The organism is Psychrobacter sp. AOP5-GZ1-6 (assembly GCF_052376345.1).
Taxonomy (GTDB): Bacteria; Pseudomonadota; Gammaproteobacteria; order Pseudomonadales; family Moraxellaceae; genus Psychrobacter.
Genome location: NZ_JBQSVP010000006.1, coordinates 21,502 through 39,532 on the forward strand (window position 1 = coordinate 21,502; position 18,031 = coordinate 39,532).

The 18,031-nt window shown below is 41.9% G+C and carries 17 protein-coding genes and 2 pseudogenes; 11 read left to right on the forward strand and 8 right to left on the reverse strand.

The annotated features are described in order from the left end of the window. Positions 1–128: 128 nt before the first annotated feature. Positions 129–1,355 carry a nicotinate phosphoribosyltransferase gene (pncB, locus tag ACT3RN_RS01855; RefSeq protein ID WP_192518736.1) on the forward strand — a complete coding sequence of 409 codons (1,227 nt, stop codon included), beginning with the start codon at positions 129–131 and terminating at the stop codon, positions 1,353–1,355. A 7-nt stretch (positions 1,356–1,362) separates the two neighbouring features. Here the strand turns inward: pncB and xseB are convergent, their stop codons facing one another. From xseB to ACT3RN_RS01870, 3 genes are all read right to left on the reverse strand, one after another. Continuing rightward, complete coding sequence (xseB, locus tag ACT3RN_RS01860; protein ID WP_192518735.1) at positions 1,363–1,608, reverse strand: exodeoxyribonuclease VII small subunit; 246 nt, start codon at positions 1,606–1,608, stop codon at positions 1,363–1,365. A 195-nt stretch (positions 1,609–1,803) separates the two neighbouring features. Then, a complete protein-coding gene (xseA, locus tag ACT3RN_RS01865; protein ID WP_192518734.1) occupies positions 1,804–3,348 on the reverse strand; it encodes an exodeoxyribonuclease VII large subunit in 1,545 nt (514 codons plus the stop codon). 292 nt (positions 3,349–3,640) lie between these two features. Then, entirely contained in the window at positions 3,641–4,012 is a 372-nt protein-coding gene (locus ACT3RN_RS01870) for a hypothetical protein (protein ID WP_192518733.1), read from the reverse strand. 372 nt (positions 4,013–4,384) lie between these two features. On the opposite strand from ACT3RN_RS01870, the gene ACT3RN_RS01875 reads away from it, so the two are divergent. The 10 genes from ACT3RN_RS01875 to purF all read left to right on the forward strand — a co-directional run bounded on the left by ACT3RN_RS01875 (position 4,385) and on the right by purF (position 14,587). Then, positions 4,385–5,032, forward strand: coding sequence for an alpha/beta hydrolase (locus ACT3RN_RS01875; protein WP_444518443.1), 648 nt, complete (start codon positions 4,385–4,387; stop codon positions 5,030–5,032). A gap of 271 nt (positions 5,033–5,303) precedes the next feature. Further along, positions 5,304–6,410, forward strand: coding sequence for a cell division protein ZapE (zapE, locus tag ACT3RN_RS01880; protein WP_444518444.1), 1,107 nt, complete (start codon positions 5,304–5,306; stop codon positions 6,408–6,410). Between the two features lie 125 nt (positions 6,411–6,535). Then, on the forward strand, positions 6,536–7,417 hold the full coding sequence (locus ACT3RN_RS01885; protein ID WP_443514959.1) for an IS982 family transposase: 882 nt from the start codon (positions 6,536–6,538) through the stop codon (positions 7,415–7,417). 87 nt (positions 7,418–7,504) lie between these two features. Then, entirely contained in the window at positions 7,505–8,089 is a 585-nt protein-coding gene (locus ACT3RN_RS01890; protein ID WP_413038436.1) for a nitroreductase family protein, read from the forward strand. 125 nt (positions 8,090–8,214) lie between these two features. Then, complete coding sequence (locus ACT3RN_RS01895; RefSeq protein WP_192518729.1) at positions 8,215–9,504, forward strand: NAD(P)H-dependent glycerol-3-phosphate dehydrogenase; 1,290 nt, start codon at positions 8,215–8,217, stop codon at positions 9,502–9,504. A gap of 84 nt (positions 9,505–9,588) precedes the next feature. Next, complete coding sequence (locus tag ACT3RN_RS01900) at positions 9,589–10,047, forward strand: SixA phosphatase family protein (RefSeq protein WP_192518728.1); 459 nt, start codon at positions 9,589–9,591, stop codon at positions 10,045–10,047. Between the two features lie 533 nt (positions 10,048–10,580). Then, positions 10,581–11,009 carry a DUF4870 family protein gene (locus ACT3RN_RS01905; protein WP_442069654.1) on the forward strand — a complete coding sequence of 143 codons (429 nt, stop codon included), beginning with the start codon at positions 10,581–10,583 and terminating at the stop codon, positions 11,007–11,009. A gap of 158 nt (positions 11,010–11,167) precedes the next feature. After that, positions 11,168–12,202 carry a quinone-dependent dihydroorotate dehydrogenase gene (locus ACT3RN_RS01910; RefSeq protein WP_192518726.1) on the forward strand — a complete coding sequence of 345 codons (1,035 nt, stop codon included), beginning with the start codon at positions 11,168–11,170 and terminating at the stop codon, positions 12,200–12,202. A gap of 120 nt (positions 12,203–12,322) precedes the next feature. Then, a complete protein-coding gene (locus ACT3RN_RS01915) occupies positions 12,323–12,820 on the forward strand; it encodes a CvpA family protein (RefSeq protein ID WP_192518725.1) in 498 nt (165 codons plus the stop codon). A gap of 231 nt (positions 12,821–13,051) precedes the next feature. Beyond that, on the forward strand, positions 13,052–14,587 hold the full coding sequence (gene purF / locus ACT3RN_RS01920) for an amidophosphoribosyltransferase (protein WP_192518724.1): 1,536 nt from the start codon (positions 13,052–13,054) through the stop codon (positions 14,585–14,587). A 260-nt stretch (positions 14,588–14,847) separates the two neighbouring features. Here purF and ACT3RN_RS01925 read toward each other — a convergent pair. The 5 genes and pseudogenes from ACT3RN_RS01925 to ACT3RN_RS01945 all read right to left on the reverse strand — a co-directional run. Further along, a pseudogene (locus ACT3RN_RS01925) lies at positions 14,848–15,267 on the reverse strand (IS982 family transposase); the annotation flags it as partial. Positions 15,268–15,293: 26 nt separating this feature from the next. Next, positions 15,294–16,220 carry an IS30 family transposase gene (locus tag ACT3RN_RS01930; protein WP_339726923.1) on the reverse strand — a complete coding sequence of 309 codons (927 nt, stop codon included), beginning with the start codon at positions 16,218–16,220 and terminating at the stop codon, positions 15,294–15,296. A 104-nt stretch (positions 16,221–16,324) separates the two neighbouring features. Then, positions 16,325–16,789: pseudogene (locus tag ACT3RN_RS01935) on the reverse strand (IS982 family transposase); the annotation flags it as partial. 37 nt (positions 16,790–16,826) lie between these two features. Further along, on the reverse strand, positions 16,827–17,240 hold the full coding sequence (locus ACT3RN_RS01940) for an AzlD domain-containing protein (RefSeq protein ID WP_444518445.1): 414 nt from the start codon (positions 17,238–17,240) through the stop codon (positions 16,827–16,829). Further along, positions 17,230–17,892: an AzlC family ABC transporter permease gene (locus ACT3RN_RS01945; RefSeq protein ID WP_192518745.1), complete on the reverse strand. Its 663-nt coding sequence runs from the start codon at positions 17,890–17,892 to the stop codon at positions 17,230–17,232. The genes ACT3RN_RS01940 and ACT3RN_RS01945 overlap by 11 nt, the downstream gene beginning before the upstream one ends. Between the last annotated feature and the right edge of the window lie 139 nt (positions 17,893–18,031).

The following is an 18,031-nucleotide window of genomic DNA, read 5'->3' on the forward strand; positions in this document are numbered from 1 at the left end:
GAAGACTCCTCGTAAATGAGAACCTCTAAATCATGAATGAGAGTCTCTAATTTACTGTCCGCATATGATGTCGCTTTGCTGATTAGGTGACGTTTATTTCTTATTTTTGCGTTTTTTAAGGCCATAGCATGACCGTTACCTATGCACCTATTATTACTTCATTACTTGATAATGACTTATATAAATTTACGATGTTACAAGCCATGCTGCATCAGTTTCCACAAACGCATGGTGTCTATCGTTTTCGCTGTCGTAATAATGAAGATACTGTCTACCCACTGGCTGATATCAAAGAGCAATTAGAAAAACAGTTAGACAGTCTGTGCGAGCTGCGTTTTTTAGAAGATGAGTTAGAGTACTTACGCAGCTTACGCTTTATGCGTTCTGATTTCGTCGATTATCTGGAGCTGTTTAAGCTAAAACGTCGCTTTATCACTGTCAGTACCGATGATGAAGGACGCTTGTTTATCGATATTGAAGGGCCGATGATTCAGGCGATGTTTTTTGAAGTATTTGTCTTAGCTATTGTCAATGAGCTGTATTTTGATGCGTTATCAGATACCACTATCATCGAAGAAGGGCAGCGTAGGCTGGATGAAAAAGTCGAGTTATTACACCAATATGCCCTAGAACAGACAAAAGAAAGTGAAGATACGCCGCCGTTCATTGTCGCAGATTTTGGTACTCGTAGACGATTTAGTAAAAGTTGGCAAGCGCATGTGGTACAGACGTTACATCACGCGCAACCAAAAATTATCAGTGGTACATCCAACGTATATTTGGCTAAAACGTTAGGTATGACGCCAATTGGTACCATGGCACACGAGTTTATGCAGGCATTTCAAGCATTGGACGTGCGTTTGCGTGATTCACAAAAAGCCGCGCTTGAAGCGTGGGTGCATGAGTATCGTGGTGATTTGGGCATTGCGCTGACCGATGTCGTTGGCATGGATGCCTTCTTACGTGATTTTGATTTGTATTTTGCTAAGCTGTTTGATGGTCTGCGTCATGATAGTGGCGATCCTTATATCTGGGGTGATAAAGCGATTGCTCATTATGATAAGTTGAAGATAGACCCCAAGGCTAAGATACTTACTTTTAGTGATGGTTTGAATCTTGACAAAGCTTGGGAGCTGCATCAATACTTTAAGCATCGCATTAGAACCAGTTTTGGTATTGGTACCAATCTTACCAATGATATGGGTATTACACCGATTAATATTGTGCTGAAATTGGTTGAGTGTAACGGTCAGCCAGTCGCCAAATTGTCTGACAGCCCAGGCAAGACCATGATCAATAACGACACGTATCTTGCCTATCTACGCCAAGTCTTTGAAGTTGACGAACCGGAGTAAGTATTGCTTAGCTGTCTACTTCATCAGATTTAACGTCTTCAGCAAAGGCGGCATCTAATGCTTGTTGTACGGCATTGATGCGTGTCTCGCAGACGCGATACGCCGCAATCGACTCTTCAACCGTGGTCATCAGGTTGTCGATATCGGGCTCGTCTTGTTGCTGTAATTCAGCGGCATTGGTTTTTAGAATGTCATAAGCCGCCTTAAAGGTTTTTGGGGTGGCTTTTTTGCGTCGGCGAGTAGGGGTTGCCATGAGGTTTCCTAATTTTTAGAAGTAAGTATAGTTAAAGAAACATAAAACCGATACGATTGTATTATGGTGCTATTGGTACAAATTTTACTTGCTTGCTATATTCACAGAGGCTGCGAAAAATTTATCCCAGCAGCACTGTAGCGATTTAAACATACTTTGACTATAGATGGATAATCGTAAGGTGTTATTGTGTGGTTAAGTGGTGGTGTTTGATATTTCAGTCGCTTTTTGATCTGTATGGATATCAATAATCTGCGCTTTTGCTTTGCCATCTTTTAGGACAATATGCACAGTTTGTTCAGGGTACAGCTGGTTACTACTGGTTAGTATTTGTTTGTCTTTATTATCAGTCAGCATGGTATAGCCTTGTTTCAGCACGCGAGATGGTCGATGTAACAGCACAATGTCACGTAGATGCTCACTGTTGCGTTGTGCTTGTATTAAGGTCTGCTGAGCACTTTTTATAATGGCTTTTTGATAGTCTTGACTATAAGTCGATGCGATTACTAGTTGCTGATGCGCCGCGTCTTTGATTTTTTCTCGCAGATCATTTGTCAATCTGACGGCTTGCTTTACTTGGCGTTGGGCGCTTTGCTGAATATTGCGCCATGCATAATCGCTGTCTTTTCGCAGTGACGTGAGCTGTCCAATCGTTTGTGACTGTACTTGGCTTAACTGGCGTGCGGTTTGTTGCTCAGCGATGTTTAATTGCCGCTGTGCTGCTTGCTTGATTTGCGCTTGATACTGTAGCGTCTGAGAGACCAGTTGCGCCAAATGACTGCCAATCGCAGCGATGACTTTAGAGGGTGTGTCAAAGCTTGTGTGCGCGACCTCATCTAAGATAGTTTTGTCACGTTCATGCCCAATGCCTACCCAAACAGGAATAGGCTGCTCAGCCACTAAAGCAGCCAGCTCATAGTCGTTTAGATAAGCCAAGTCACCAACGGCACCGCCACCACGAATAATCACTAATAAATCTGGCAGGCGCTGATACGTGTCGTAAAACTGCTGCTGAGCATTGACGATGGCTTGGCGAATTTCGGCAGGCGCATGATTGCCTTGAAAAGTAGCGTTATGGTAATGGAAATGACAGGCATCTGTACTGGCTAGACGATCTGCATCTGCTTGAAAATCTCCCAATCCGGCAGCCTTTTCAGGCGCAATTACAAGCACGTGCTCGATATCGAATGGGACGGGAAGTTGCTGATTGAGGTGCAATAACCCTTCACCTGTTAAGCGATCGACCATTTCCGCATATTGCCGTGCCAAGTCGCCTAACGTGTAGCTAGGGTCAATGTCCTCAATGGTGAGCGAAAAACCATATTGCGCATGAAAACCTGCCGATACTTTTAGTAATACTGTCAAATCACGGTCAAGCGGCATGCCTGTTGCGCGCTCAAATTTCGCCAATACACGCGCCGCTTTAAAGCGCCAAAGGTTGCCACGGCAGCTGGCGATTACTTTGCCGTCTTCATCTTTTTCTGCGAGTTCAAAATAATAATGTCCGCCTTTGCTAGACAGGTTACGAATTTCTGCTTTTACCCATACTCGGTGATTAAAGGTTTGTTTGATTACCATATCAACCGCTGATAAATAATCGCTCAGACGCAAGACGGTATCTTCCAAATTACCTTCAAGGTCATTTTCTTGTTCAGCCAGTTCGGCTTCTAAAGTTGCCAAATCTTTAGCAGGCGTTATTACCTTAGATTGTTTAGAATGTGAGAGATTAGGTTTACGCATAATTAGAGGACCAAAGGTGATGAAAGCTGCAAGACTGACTGCCTATATTGCTTCGAATACAGTATTAAACCGAATACAGTTTAATTATATAGTCAGAGAACTACTAAATTTCTTTGACTATTTGATGATAGGTATAAAAAATTCGATATCGTAGTTTACCCCAAAAGCGCACATACAAAAAGAGAAGCCAGCAGTTCTGCGATAAGAATAATATATCAACTTTATCGCAGAACTGCTGGTTAAATGCTAACTGGTCATTATTTTTTGATCGATGCTAGGGCGTGTCCTAGTTTTATTGGCAACGGAAGTTAATCATGTATTCATAATCATCATCACGTGATAAATCTGGTGTGCCAGTGCCAAGTACTGAACCAACGACCGCACCAACTTGTCCAACCATGCGACCTGTACGTTCATTTAAGATACCATTATATGTTACCGTATCATCAACGATAATCACTTGCTTGCTTCGGCAAGTTTTTTGCGCATTGTCTAGCGCAATCTGCTGTGCATTCACTTTAGTATCGGCAATACCCGTGGTTTCATAAATAGAATCAGCACGCTGTATGACAGGTGCAGAAGGTGTGGTGCTTTGACAAGCGCTCAAGGCGATGACAGCGGCCATCGTTGCAGTTAAGGTTGCCGTTTTATTGAAAGTATTCATAAGTGGTTTTCAATCCCTGTCAGTCGAACATAAGTATCAATTTTAAGTAGACATTGTATGAGCATCACATCAAGCTAATGTACTACTCAATAACTAGTATGCTACTCAACAACTGTCATAAATTTAACCTATTCATCGTTTGTCTGTCTAGGCAGTTCTTGTTTGCTATATTACAGTGATATTACATACACCCCTTATCTTTTGATACGACAGATATCAAAACCTACTGAGATTACTGATACTTATAGGATGGCATTCATTTATCAATCGCTAGAATTTCAAAAAATCTATGTTTGTACACAGCAAATCACTTGAAATAAAAACCATATCTAGGATAATTGATCTATTCATTCTCAATTATTAAGTAATGTTATGCAATTGATTCCCGCTCCTGCTGGCGTGCTCGAAGTTGATGCACTATGGCAACAAGGCAACCCTAACGATCCGAATACTGATACAGTGGCTCTGCTTTGCCATCCCAATCCGCTATTTGACGGAACGATGAATAATAAAGTAGTCACGACCATGTACCGTTTTGCCCGTGACAATGGTATGCATGTGGTACGTTTCAACTTTCGCGGTGTAGGACAGTCAACGGGTGAGCATGATTATGCTGAAGGCGAGATAGTTGATGCAATGACCGTGCTACAATGGATCGCGGAACAGACCAACGTCCGAAAATTATGGCTTGGTGGTTTTTCTTTTGGCGGTTATGTGACAGCACGTGTGGCTGAGCAAGTGATCGAAGCCTCTCATGTATGGGGACTAAGCGATTTTGAAGTATCGAGAATCGCACTTATCGCGCCATCGATCGAAAAAAATGACAGCAGTGACCTGAGTTTACCAACTGACAAAACTTTTGAGATTTATGGCAATGCAGATGAAGTCATCGACCCTGACAATATGCAGGCATTCGCTGAACGATTGGGTATAGCTGTTAGCGTTGTAGATGGCGCTGGTCACTTTTTTCATGGACGTTTGTCAGAATTGAAAGGTTTGTTAGAAAAGCATAGCATTTAAGAATTTTACTTTACAGCATGTAAGGATTTTACTTGAATGTAGTCCTGTAAAATTTATCTATTATTTTAATATTTATTTAGGGTGTGTCATCAATTAGATCGTGAGGCTTAAAATGAGAAAAATTGTAGATAAACAAGGCAGAAATTGCCGTTAATATGAACATATTGACAAAATTTCTAACGATGTTTAGCAAAATTTAGCCATTTTAAGACCACTAAATGTATTCATGTGCTAATTGATGATACGCTCTAGCCTAATGATGAGTCGTATTATGAGTTTATCTCCATTACAACGTTACGAGCAAGCCGTCAGTACCGATGATTTTACTCGAGATGAGCAACAATTTCAGGCCATGAGTTATCTGGATGAGATGTATCATCAGCTCGTCAATACTGCGCCACCAAAGAAAGGGTTTTTTAGCTTTTTAAAGTCCAAGCCTACAGCACCAAAAGGCTTGTATATGTGGGGCGGGGTAGGTCGAGGTAAAACATGGATGATGGACATGTTTTATGATTCATTGACTCTTGATCGCAAGATGCGCCTGCATTTCCACCATTTTATGCAGCGCGTACATCAAGAGCTACACAAGCTAAAAGGTGAGAGCGACCCTTTAGAAAAAGTGGCAGATATTATCTATGAAGAGGCGACCATCATTTGTTTTGATGAATTTTTTGTGTCTAACGTTTCTGACGCCATGATTTTGGGTGATTTGTTCACCATGCTTTTCAACCGTGGTATTACGCTAGTCGCGACCTCGAATATCGAGCCGGCAGGACTGTATAAAGATGGCATACACCGCGACCGTTTTTTACCAGCGATTGCTGAAGTTGAAAGCCATACGGTGGTGATGAACATCGACTCTGGTATTGATTATCGTTTGCGTGTATTACAGCAGGCGGAGCTATACAAATCGCCGAGGACCAAAGCCAATCACCATTGGTTAGCTAACCGTTTTGCCAGTTTGTCTAATAACCAAAAAATCAGTAATGAGCCAATTACTATTAATGGACGAGAAATAAAAATCAATGCTCGTACCGAAGATATTCTATTTTGTGATTTCCGTCACTTGTGCATGGAGCCACGTTCAGCATCTGACTTTATCGAAATCGCTAAACAGTTCAGCACCGTATTGGTTAATGCTGTGCCTGCATTAGAGGATGATACTTACCGTGATCCAACGCGTCGCTTTATTTATCTAGTCGATGAATTTTATGATCGCCGCGTAAAACTCTTGGTACGCGCAGAGCAATCCATTTTGGAGTTGTATCAAGGACAGAAGCTGGCATTTGAGATTGAGCGTACACGTTCGCGCTTGCTTGAAATGCAGTCAGAAGATTATTTGCGAATGGAGCATCGTGTCGAAGTTGATCCAACATAAAAATAGCAGTTTTTGAATAAAAAATAATAACAAATAACCCCACTCTCAACTTCGAAAGTGATTGAAAAAAGAAGAGCACCTCACTAATCTATTGTTTTCGACCAAGAATACAATGGAGTTGTGAGATGCCCATAGACGAATTTATCATCAATATCTATTTAATGGTAGAGCAATATTACAAAATAGTCGTCACCAAACCCTTGCGAAGTGCAGGTTACGCGCCAAAGTTGAGTGATCCTGAGATCATTTGCATGGAGATGGTCGGTGAATTTTTACACCTTGATCAAGACAAACAGATTTGGCAATACTTTACCCAGCATTGGCAAGACTGGTTTCCAGCCATCGGCTCATACCCTAACTTCGCAAAGCACTGCGCCAATCTGTGGCAAGTCAAACAGCAGATACAAGATAAAGTCAGTCAAATTGAAGGCCGTGACAACATTCATTTTATGGATGGCTTTCCGATACCCGTCTGTCATTATGGACGCGCTTATCGGCATAAAAACTATCAAGACTTAGCGGCTTTTAGCTACTGTGCGGCTAAGCAAGAGAGATACTATGGCTTTGAGGGACATTTGCTTGTTAACTTATCGGGCATGATTAAAGGCTTTACCGTTGCCCCTGCCAATGTTGATGAAAGAGCGGTTGCGCCTGATATTACTGACCATATCCATGGTTTGCTCGGCGCTGATAAAGGGTATATCAGCCCTAGTCTGACATCGTACTACGACGCTCAAGGAGTGGATTTACAAACGCCACTCAGAGCCAACATGAAAGAGGATAGACCCAAACCTGTGGTAAGACGGCTAATGAAAGCTCGCCGTATCGTTGAAACAGTCATTGGTCAGCTATCAGAACGATTTAATATACAAAAGGTACGAGCAAGAGATTTATGGCATTTGTCTCATCGATTGATTCGTAAAATTCTGTCACATAATCTATGCTTTGTACTCAACAAAAAACTTGGTAATCCGCCTCTTCAGTTTGATTTGCTTATTTCAAGTTGAGAGTGGGGTAACAAATAAGGAGTAGCAATGACTACATCAGACAACAATGATAAAAAACTGTCTATCAAAGACGTGACCACTGACAGTATGCCGATTACTAGTGAAGAAATGATTGGCTGGATCAACTCAAGACGCAGTATGGGTAATCTGGATGCACCAGCACCCACTTATGCACAAGTTAAAACAGCGATTGAATGTGCGACCACAGCACCAGATCATAAGAAGCTACAGCCCTGGCGTTTTGTTGTGACACAAGGTGATGCGCGTCATGAATTGGGTCGTGTATTGGCTCGAGCGGCCCAAGAAAAAGCGATACAAGAAGGAGAGGTGTTGTCTGAAAAAGACATTGAAAAAACTGTTAATATACCGTTGCGTGCGCCAATGATTATTACAGTAGTCACTAAAATGCAAGCGCACCAAAAAGTTCCGCCTTTTGAGCAAATACTCAGTACTGGTGCTGCTGTACAAAATCTTATTTTGGCTCTTAAAGCGCAAGGATATAGTACCGTATGGCGTACTGGTCTATTGTGTAACGAACCAGCGGTGAAAGCCTATTTTGATGTTGGCTCAAATGATTATGTAACGGCCTTTGTTTATACTGGTACCAGTCCTGCAGATGAAGCCACACGTAAAGCAACTGATATTGAGCCATTAGTAAGGTTTGAGTCATAATGCCTTTGAGTACTTTTTGTTTAATAACGTTATCATTTAAATAGACAGTCAGTCTCAGCAGCTAAAAATACCCAAGCCATGACAAGTTCTATTAATGATCGGCCAGTCAACACGGATACAAGAATATGACCAGTTCTAATGATAGCAATAAAAAAACCACTAACGATAACAGCGCCACCGATAACCATACGCCTGAAAAGCAAAACAGTCTGTTGGCAGGTATTATCGAGCGTGCGGCCAAATCAGGTATTGGCCGTAAGAAGCTAAATCCTAGTGCAGTAGAGGCAGCAGTCGCAAAAAATATGGCAGAGATTCATAGCAATCCTACCAAGCTGCGTTTGGCATTTTTGGGCGGTGGTAGTTTTGGTACGGCAATGGCAAACTTAGCCGCACGAAACGGTTGTGATACCACGCTATGGGTGCGTAATAAGCGCACCGTAAAAGCAATGGCAAAAACTCAGACCAATAAAAAATACTTGCCAGGTTATAAGCTGGATGATCGCTTAAAGTATAGTCATGATTTGGCAGCATCGGTCAAAGACAAAGACATTATCTTTATTGCAGTGCCAGGTTTGGCATTCCGAGAGACCTTAAAAAATATCGCGCCATTTATCAGTGGACAGTCGATTGTGTCATTAACCAAAGGGATGGAAAAAGACACCTTTGCAATGATGAGTGACATTATTAAAGATGTATTGCCAGAAGTGAATTTCGGTGTCATGTCAGGGCCGAACCTAGCGATAGAAATCATGAAAAACATGCCGTCGGCGACAGTTATCGCTAGTGAATCTGAGCCTTTGCGCCATGCTGTTCAGGCTGCACTACACAGTGCGTTCTTTCGAGTGTTTGCCAGTGATGATGTCAAAGGCGTAGAGCTAGGCGGTGCACTCAAAAACATCTATGCAATTGCGATGGGTATGGCAGCGGCGTACGATGTCGGCGAAAACACCAAGGCCATGATATTGACCCGTGGTTTGGCAGAAATGAGTCGTTTTGGTGTGGAAGCAGGTGCCAATCCACTCACGTTTTTAGGATTGTCAGGCGTCGGCGATCTGTATGCCACTTGTAGCTCAGAGCTGAGTCGCAACTACCGCGTGGGCAATATGCTCGGTCGGGGTATGAGTATTGATGCAGCAGTCAAAAAACTGGGCCAGACAGCCGAAGGGGTTAATACCATTCAGCAAGTGCATGAGAAAGCCACTAAGCAAGGTATTTATATGCCTATTACTCATGCGCTTTACGCCGTCATCTACGAAGACAAAGCAGCATTAGGTGTAGCGTTACATCTCATGGAAGCAGGGTTCCGAAGTGACGTTGAGTTTGTGATGGCGCATGATCATAGCAATGCAGCATTGACTGAACAAATGAAGACGTCGAGCGATGAAGATATAAGTGGTAATACTGATGGTCAGTAAAGCACTGTATATTAAATTAAGGCACTGTTTTTAGGTGGGTTATTCTGAGCATAACATCATAATGATAGTGCAGTAAGGAAGCGTATGAAAATTATATTAGTACGTCATGGTCAAGCAGAAGATGAGTCACGTCCTGATAGTGCTCGCCAGTTGACTGATTTTGGTCGACAGCAAGTGGCACAGACGGCAGAGTATGTGACGACTTATTACAGCCCTGATTATTTCGTTGTCAGTCCTTATGACAGAGCACAACAAACATTAGCGGAGTTTCAGTTACGCGCGCAAACCGTGTCGTCGGTTGTGCAGGACAATATCACGCCTGCTGATGATGCGCGACAGGCACTGATAGATATTGGCAATATTGATGCTGAATGTTTGGTTGTTGTGTGTCACATGTCTATCGTTGCTTATATTGCTGGCTTGCTAACGGGTGATTATCCCGAGTCGTTTTCTTTAGCAGAAGCAAGGGTATTTGAGATGGATTTTGTGATGGCTGGTATGGCAAAGGAGGTTGACCGTTTTGTACCAGATCAACCTTATTAGGGTCTGTTGAACATTCAAATATTAGGACTGCTGATCGCTAAAATTGCACCAAACTAGGCGCAAGTCGACGATAATGTCGAGACCTTGGCTAGGATTGCAACAACGTTTGGGGTGATTTTAGCCTCAGCCTTTCAGGGCAGTGCTATTTTTTGCCAATATATGGCGAAATTGTTTAACCTAGAATGACTAGGTCTCAAAAATTTCACTGCATATTGTCTAAAAAATAGTCACTGCCAGTACCACATTTGAATGTTCAACAGACCCTAATCGTTGCTTAGGACTATCGCTCATACTTTAAAATATATATTGTATTGGATTTAAGTATATTCTATCGCTTGTTTGCTGTACCTGCTGGAGATAACCTTATTGAAAAACGGTCGGTTTGGCACAATTAAGTAATTATTAGCCACTGCCACATATAGGGTTTTACAATGAATGACTTTCCTAATCACAACAGGGATGAGCGGCTTCGTACACAGACGAATACTGCTGATAATGATAATTATGAACCTCTACCGCAAAGACATCATAATATGACGAGTAACAATGTGAATGATAATATGAGCGCTGATAAGCGCAGTTCTCTCACCACTTATAACCACATTACTTATTTTTTATATGTGGTCAGCTATTTTACAGCAGGGCTGCTTTGGATTTTGCCAATTGTGATGAACTATGCCAAGCGTCATGACGCTGATGGCACTTGGTTGGCGACGCATTTTGATTGGCAGATTAAGACTTTTTGGTACAGTGTCGTTTGGTTTGTAATCGGTATAGTCATCATAACATTTGCCTTGGGTGGCTTTGGTGTCAGTATTTTAGCTGATAGTAGCCATACCGCTATTGGTTCATTGCTATTGGCTGGATTTGGTTTGCTGATTATGACATTTACTTTTATTTGGCATCTATATCGTATTGTTCGTGGCTGGATAGCATTGACTGATAGTCGTCCTGTGCCTTAATAACCCTTGTTTTGCCATTCATCTATAGATGCTACCGTTTCATGAAATTTTCCGCATGAAACTTTGCTCTTATTTCTGTTAAGCTGATATAATCGCAGCGCTCGATTTTATTCGCACTTTCCACTCACTATTTCTTTTTAGCAGGGTCTGTCATTACTATGTCTTATGCCTTACTTCGTCCTTTTTTGTTTAAGATGGATCCCGAACACGCCCACGAGATGACCTTGTCTTTACTGGATAAAGCTCATACAGCACGTGTTTTAGGTTTGGTGTATGGCCAGTCGATGCAGCCAACAGACTGCATGGGGTTGCAGTTTGCCAACCCAGTTGGTTTAGCTGCGGGACTGGACAAAAATGGCGACTATATTGATGCGTTGGCTGAGCTGGGTTTTGGTTTTATAGAAGTGGGTACGGTTACCCCAAGGCCTCAGATAGGTAACGATAAGCCAAGATTGTTTAGAATAAAACAGGCAGATGCCATTATTAACCGTATGGGTTTTAATAATCAAGGTGTCGATTACCTGATCGAAAATGTTAAACGTTGCAAGTATAAAGGTAATATCGGTATTAATATTGGTAAGAATGCTGATACGCCAGTAGAGCAGGCAGCTGATGACTACGTTTATTGCTTAGAGCGTGCCTATCCGCATGCCTCCTATATTACTGTTAACATCTCTTCGCCAAATACTAAAAATTTACGTGACTTACAGAGTGGCGAAGCATTGACTCAGCTTTTAGATACCATCAAAAATCGTCATAGCCAATTGGCGACTGAGTATGGTTTTTATGTACCATTGGTACTGAAAGTTGCTCCTGATTTAGAGCCGTTACAAGTAGACTATATCTCACAGCAGCTGATAGATTTTGAGATTGATGGTTTGATTGCGACAAATACGACTTTGGGTCGCGTTGGTGTAGAGGATTTACGCGATGGAGATCAAGCGGGTGGCCTATCTGGTCGTCCTGTGAGCCATATTAGTACGCAGATTTTACAACAGTTTTCTGATCAGTTAGATGGTAAAGTTGCGTTGATAGGTGTTGGTGGTATTGATAGTGGTGTCAAAGCGGTTAAGAAAATTGAAGCAGGTGCAGACTTGGTACAGCTTTATACAGGTCTAATTTATCGAGGACCTGGCTTGGTACAGTCTTGTATTCAGGCAATCGGCGGCTATTACGATGCTATGGAGAGCTAAGCGACTCGCTAAGGCATTATCGTTTGAATAACCAAAATTATTTGAATAACCAAAAAATTACCTTGTCATACGATTTAAGTAAACACTTGATAAAAATAAATAGGGTATGAGGCACAAAACATGAGTGGTCTAGATATTGTGATTGCTATTGTTGTCTTAGTTGGCTTATGGCGCGGCTTTCAGGCGGGATTGATTAAGACGGCGATAGGTTTAGTTGGTTGGTTGGTTGCGCTTATCGCTGCGACACGTTTGGCAGGCGTGTTTTCACCTCAGCTATCTGGTATTGTACAAAGCCCCGTTTTACAAATGGCCATGGCGTTTGTATTGGTAGTGATTGTTATATTAGCAATCATGCACTTAGTCGCGTTTGTATTTTCGGGCGTACTCAAAACGTTACGTCTAGAAATCATTGATAAGATGGCAGGTGGTGTTCTTGGTGCCGCCAAAAACGTATTGATGGTCTTAGTTGTTTTGAGTGTGAGTGCACCGTTATTGGTACAGATGCCGCAATGGCAAACCTCAATATTGGCGCCCGAACTAATGCCTTACGCACCGATGGGTAAGGCATTGGTTTCAGATGTGCTTGGTATGGCTTGGGATCAAGTTAATCAGTCATAAGATAGTTCTTGAAAAAATAATTTTTGGTCGCAGTTAAGCTCCATAAATCATTCACTATGATTTATGGATACTTGTTTTTTGACAGCCAAAAAGATAAGTAGTTGTTAAATATTTAGTAAATTTTATCAGGTCGGCGGCAAGTGATAGCGCACATTTTTGACAGTGTGTTGCTAAAAACCTTGCCACTATGTAGTACTAATACTAATGTATGGGTAAAAATAGGATATAACTATGTGTGGAGTCGTTGGGGTTGCAGCTCATGAGCCAGTCAATCAGATTCTTTATGATGGCTTAACGATGTTGCAGCATCGTGGACAAGATGCGGCAGGTATCGTAACTTTGCAGGATGGACGACTCTATCTACGTAAAGAAAATGGTATGGTTCGTGACGTTTTCTTGAATCACCATATGATAAAACTGGTCGGTAAGTTCGGTATTGGTCACGTGCGTTATCCAACGGCGGGTACTTCTAGCAGTGCTGAAGCTCAGCCATTTTATGTTAACTCACCTTATGGTATTACGCTTGCACATAATGGTAACTTGACCAATGCTGAAAGCTTGGCCAAATCTTTATACATCGAAGATCGCCGTCATCTGAATACTGACTCAGATTCTGAAGTATTGCTAAATGTCCTTGCTCATGAAATGCAAAATCTAGGCAAAACCAAAGCAACGCCTGCCGATATCTTTGAAGCTGTAACCGCAGTTTATGGTCGCGTTGAAGGTGCTTATGGTGTTGTTGCACTCATTACTGGTCATGGTTTACTTGCTTTTCGTGATCCAAACGGTATCCGCCCGCTCATTTTTGGTAAACGTATGGCACCAAATGGTGGCACCGAATATATGGTTGCTTCAGAGTCAGTGGCATTGACAGGTTCTGGGTTCAGCATCATTCGTGATGTCAAACCTGGCGAAGCTATCTTTATTGATTTGGATCATAAACTACATACTCATCAGTGTGTAGCGCCAAAAGAGTACACTCCTTGTATTTTTGAATATGTCTATTTTGCTCGTCCAGATTCAATCATGGATAATATTTCAGTTTATAAAGCTCGCTTGCGTATGGGTGAAAAGCTAGCAGATAAAATCATGACAGAGTGGGGTGACAATCACGATATTGATGTGGTAATTCCTATCCCAGATACCTCACGTACATCAGCGATGGAATTAGCACTCAAGATGAATGTTAAATACCGTGAAGGGTTTATGAAAAACCGCTATATCGGTCGTACGTTTATCATGCCAGGTCAGCAGCAACGCAAAAAGTCTGTCCGCCAAAAACTCAGTGCGGTACCGTTAGAATTTAGAGGTAAAAACGTACTGTTGGTTGATGACTCTATTGTTCGTGGTACGACCTGTCATGAAATTATCCAGATGGCTCGAGATGCTGGTGCTAATAAAGTATTTTTTGCTAGTGCTGCGCCGCCAGTTAAGTATCCAAACGTTTATGGTATTGATATGCCAGTCCGCAGTGAGCTGATTGCATCAGGCCATACTGTGGAAGAGGTGCGTGAAATAATTGGTGCTGATAGACTGATTTTCCAAGATTTAGATGATTTGATTGATGCGGTAAAAGACACCAAGCATAGTAGAGTTGAAGGTTTTGACTGTGCTGTATTTAATGGTTGTTATATCACCGGCCAGATCAATGAAGCCTATCTTGACCACCTACAAGAGCAACGAAACGATACAGCCAAGACAGGTAAAAGAAGAGTTCAAATAGTTGCTGATACTCCAGTCGATATGATGGGTGTCGAAGAGCAGTAAGTAATAATTGTTCTAAAAAATGGAAGTTAGAAAGCATTCTCAGAAAATAAAAGGCCAGATTCTTACTAGAATCTGGCCTTTTTTATCGTTAAATATAGCGATACTGGCTACATTTTGCGTAGTCTCTATCTGCGTAAGCGTTACACATGGTAGGCTTGTGATTTTGACACAGCCAATCATACCTTTTAGGTTTGATATAATTTAGCCCCATAAGATAACCCCAGTTCGGGATAAGCCACATTGTAACTCATTGATACTATTTACAATGTGGCTACCTGTCCCTGCTGAGGCATATTTTTGATGGTGGGTTTATAGGGAAACCAGCAATAAGCAATTAAACCTGACAGCAAGTTTGTGATAAACCCCGTGACACTACGATGGCGTGAGTGTTCGATTTGGCACAAGTTTTTAAGCTCTCCAAACACCGTTTCAACCAAAGAGCGATGATTGAGTAGTGCCTCATCCATAGGCTCAAGTAATTGGGGTTTCATATTACGCCGAAGTTTGGTTATCAACGTGGTATCATTGTGTTTTGTGAGCCACTCGTTTAGGGCTTTACTGATATAGCCTCTATCCCCAAACACCTTGCCAAACACAGGCGTTGCCATATCCTTAACAGGCACTCTGTCATCCGTATTACCCGCAGTGACTTTAACAGATACAAGCTCGCCCTTATGATTCTTAGATTAACACACCAAGTGCAATGCTAATTAATATTATAGAACGCCTGCATAGGCGTCTTAAACCCTAATCGTTTTCTTGGTCTGTTGTTTAGTTTGTTCTCAATGTCCTGTATTTCATTATCAGAGACTTGTCTAAAGTCACAACCCTTAGGCAAGTACTCTCTGATAAGGCCATTGGTATTCTCGTTGGTTCCTCGCTGCCATGACGCATAAGCATCGGCAAAGAAGAAAGGGCTAAAGAGCTTTTGTTTCACCTTCTTATGCTGAGCAAACTCTTTACCATTGTCAGAGGTAATGGTCTTAACCTGCAACCTCACTGGCGCTAAGAGTTCTATCATTGCCTCTGATACTTGCTGTGCTGTTTTATGACCCACACGCTTCATCTTCAATAGCCCCGTTTTACGTTCAACGAGCGTGACAATCGCTTGCTTGTGATGCTGACCGATAACGGTATCCGCTTCCCAATCTCCAATACGTGAGCGTTCTTCAACAATACAAGGGCGCTCATGAATCGAGACTCTGTCATTGATACGACCACGGGTCTCAGCGGTTAGGCGTTTACGGTATGGTTTTCCTTTACGTCTGAGACACTGCCACAATGTACCGCCCTGCCTCTTATCACGCCAAATATAGCGATAAATGCTCATATGACTGATACCAGCATGAACGCCAGATATTTGCTCAGGACTCCAGTTCTCTTTAAGCTTGTCTGTCGCCCATGCCCAGAGGTCAGCCACAATAGTTGTGGCGTTGTTAGCCCGTCTGTCACAAGCCTTGTTATTAGCATGCTTTGCTCGGTAACCTCGTAGGCTTTTATTGCGTCTAAGCTCTCTTGATATGGTACTGGGACTTCTGTTTAACGCCCTCGCTATAAAATTAATACTATGTTTTGCCCCTTTAAGGGCATAAATCTGGTATCGTTCACCTAGGCTTAGATGTGTATAGCTCATGGTTGCAATCTCACTTTGGTCGGTGGATAAAAACTTTGATGCTAGCGCATCTAGGTCTTTTTTTCACCTTGCATTTGGTATTGCACTTCATGTGTTAATCTAAGATTGATAATGGCATGCAGCTTAAAGCCATAGAACCAGCCCATGCTGCTTTTGCCTCGGGTTGCAAGTCCCTTAAAGACTTTATGACGGTAGATACGCTTGTTATGACAAACTGCTATCTTGGTTGAATCAATATAGCTGATACCCGTACAGTCGCCCATCATGCTTTGCAAGTAGCTGCACAGTGGCATGATACTGCGCGGCACAAGCTCTATAAATCGCGAGTAGCTCGGCAGATTTGGAAACGCCCGTTTCATCATGCCAAGCATGTGATGGTAGTAAAACGCCTTAAACTGTCGATACCGCAGTTGATGAAACAGTACCAAGATGGTCATAATCTCTGCTACACTTATCTGGCATGCTCTTAACCTTTGGTGTCCCGTTGCGATTAAATGAGCGTCAAACTCAGGTTTGAATTGCTGATAAAAGTCGTCAATATGGCAGTATAGTTCGGTTAGGTTGTCCATGTAAGAAGTCCTTTTTACTTAAGTGGTCTTGGTAAACTTACTTTAGCAACTTTGGACTTCTTTTTTTATCTTTTTTTGAGCCCTTATCCCGAACTGGGGTTAAGATAGTAAATAACCACAGAAATCCATTAATGGCTGCGATACCGACAATCATACTGACTAATAATTGACGGCTAATATGATAAACAAATAATACCAATATTAGCGCACCAACTTGAGCCATTAGTAAATGTAGCTTTGCACTGTCTAATCCTGTAGTTGCAGATAGATCGTTATAAGATAAGCTGGTTAAAATGAGTAACACCATGACTGATAACGGCAAACTTTCATTCAATCGGTGTAGCCAAGGTGTGTCTAATATTTTTTTTGGTATCAATGTGGGAAGAGCGCGAGTCATGAAAGTAACAGCAGCCATAGCAAACGTTGCAATAATAAGATAGCTACTGCTCATCAATATCTCCTTCCATATTGCTTTTTTCTTTTATGTCTCGCTGTACCCAAAATCCACGCACTAAAATCAGCATCATACAAATACTGATGGCGACCAATAACAACCAATTACTGGTAAACAAAGACGCTACTACTAATGATATTACGGCAATACCTATTGGGAAGTAGCGTTTGATGCTTTGAAATTGTTCATAGGCCAAAATAGCAAACAAACAAACCAAAGCAAAATCCAAGTGAGGTACCAAGTCGCTGAGAGTGCTACCAATCATAACACCGATAGCACCTGCTAAAACCCACCAGCTTTGGTTAAAGAGACTGATTGGCAGTATTAAAGACGGACGTACGGCTTTAGGTAAGCTCGTCATCACTGAAAACGTCTCATCAGTTAGTGCAAATAAGCAATAGGTTTTGGCCAGTTTGTTTTTGGGCAGGTATTGTAATAATGGCATACCATAAAATACGTGGCGTAAATTGATCGCGGCGATATTGGTTGCGATATTGCCAATTGGTAATCCAGCACTTAGCATAGGCAAACATGCATATTGAGCTGCACCAGCATATAATACGATACTGAGCATAATCGTTGCCCATATAGGAATGCCAGCCACTTGAGCCAGTACTCCAAAAGCAATACCCGCAGGTAAGTAACCCATTGCGACAGGCAAGCTTTTTTTAAACCCTTCAACCCAGTCATAGTTGGTTTTATATGTGTTAAGCAATTCGTCTGAATGAGTTGTCACATCAGATCCTAAAAGTAATTTATAGAAAAGGTAGGTAATCTAATTTGTCTTT

Coding starts and splice junctions, on each gene's coding strand:
- ACT3RN_RS01890 (WP_413038436.1), top strand. CDS start 7,505: ATGCCGATTACTAGTGAAGAAATGATTGGCTGGATCAACTCAAGACGC.
- ACT3RN_RS01875 (WP_444518443.1), top strand. CDS start 4,385: ATGCAATTGATTCCCGCTCCTGCTGGCGTGCTCGAAGTTGATGCACTA.
- pncB (WP_192518736.1), top strand. CDS start 129: ATGACCGTTACCTATGCACCTATTATTACTTCATTACTTGATAATGAC.
- xseA (WP_192518734.1), bottom strand. CDS start 3,348: ATGCGTAAACCTAATCTCTCACATTCTAAACAATCTAAGGTAATAACG.
- ACT3RN_RS01930 (WP_339726923.1), bottom strand. CDS start 16,220: ATGAGCTATACACATCTAAGCCTAGGTGAACGATACCAGATTTATGCC.
- xseB (WP_192518735.1), bottom strand. CDS start 1,608: ATGGCAACCCCTACTCGCCGACGCAAAAAAGCCACCCCAAAAACCTTT.
- ACT3RN_RS01895 (WP_192518729.1), top strand. CDS start 8,215: ATGACCAGTTCTAATGATAGCAATAAAAAAACCACTAACGATAACAGC.
- ACT3RN_RS01900 (WP_192518728.1), top strand. CDS start 9,589: ATGAAAATTATATTAGTACGTCATGGTCAAGCAGAAGATGAGTCACGT.
- ACT3RN_RS01940 (WP_444518445.1), bottom strand. CDS start 17,240: ATGAGCAGTAGCTATCTTATTATTGCAACGTTTGCTATGGCTGCTGTT.
- zapE (WP_444518444.1), top strand. CDS start 5,304: ATGAGTTTATCTCCATTACAACGTTACGAGCAAGCCGTCAGTACCGAT.
- ACT3RN_RS01905 (WP_442069654.1), top strand. CDS start 10,581: ATGACGAGTAACAATGTGAATGATAATATGAGCGCTGATAAGCGCAGT.
- purF (WP_192518724.1), top strand. CDS start 13,052: ATGTGTGGAGTCGTTGGGGTTGCAGCTCATGAGCCAGTCAATCAGATT.
- ACT3RN_RS01945 (WP_192518745.1), bottom strand. CDS start 17,892: ATGGGTTACTTACCTGCGGGTATTGCTTTTGGAGTACTGGCTCAAGTG.
- ACT3RN_RS01910 (WP_192518726.1), top strand. CDS start 11,168: ATGTCTTATGCCTTACTTCGTCCTTTTTTGTTTAAGATGGATCCCGAA.
- ACT3RN_RS01870 (WP_192518733.1), bottom strand. CDS start 4,012: ATGAATACTTTCAATAAAACGGCAACCTTAACTGCAACGATGGCCGCT.
- ACT3RN_RS01885 (WP_443514959.1), top strand. CDS start 6,536: ATGCCCATAGACGAATTTATCATCAATATCTATTTAATGGTAGAGCAA.
- ACT3RN_RS01915 (WP_192518725.1), top strand. CDS start 12,323: ATGAGTGGTCTAGATATTGTGATTGCTATTGTTGTCTTAGTTGGCTTA.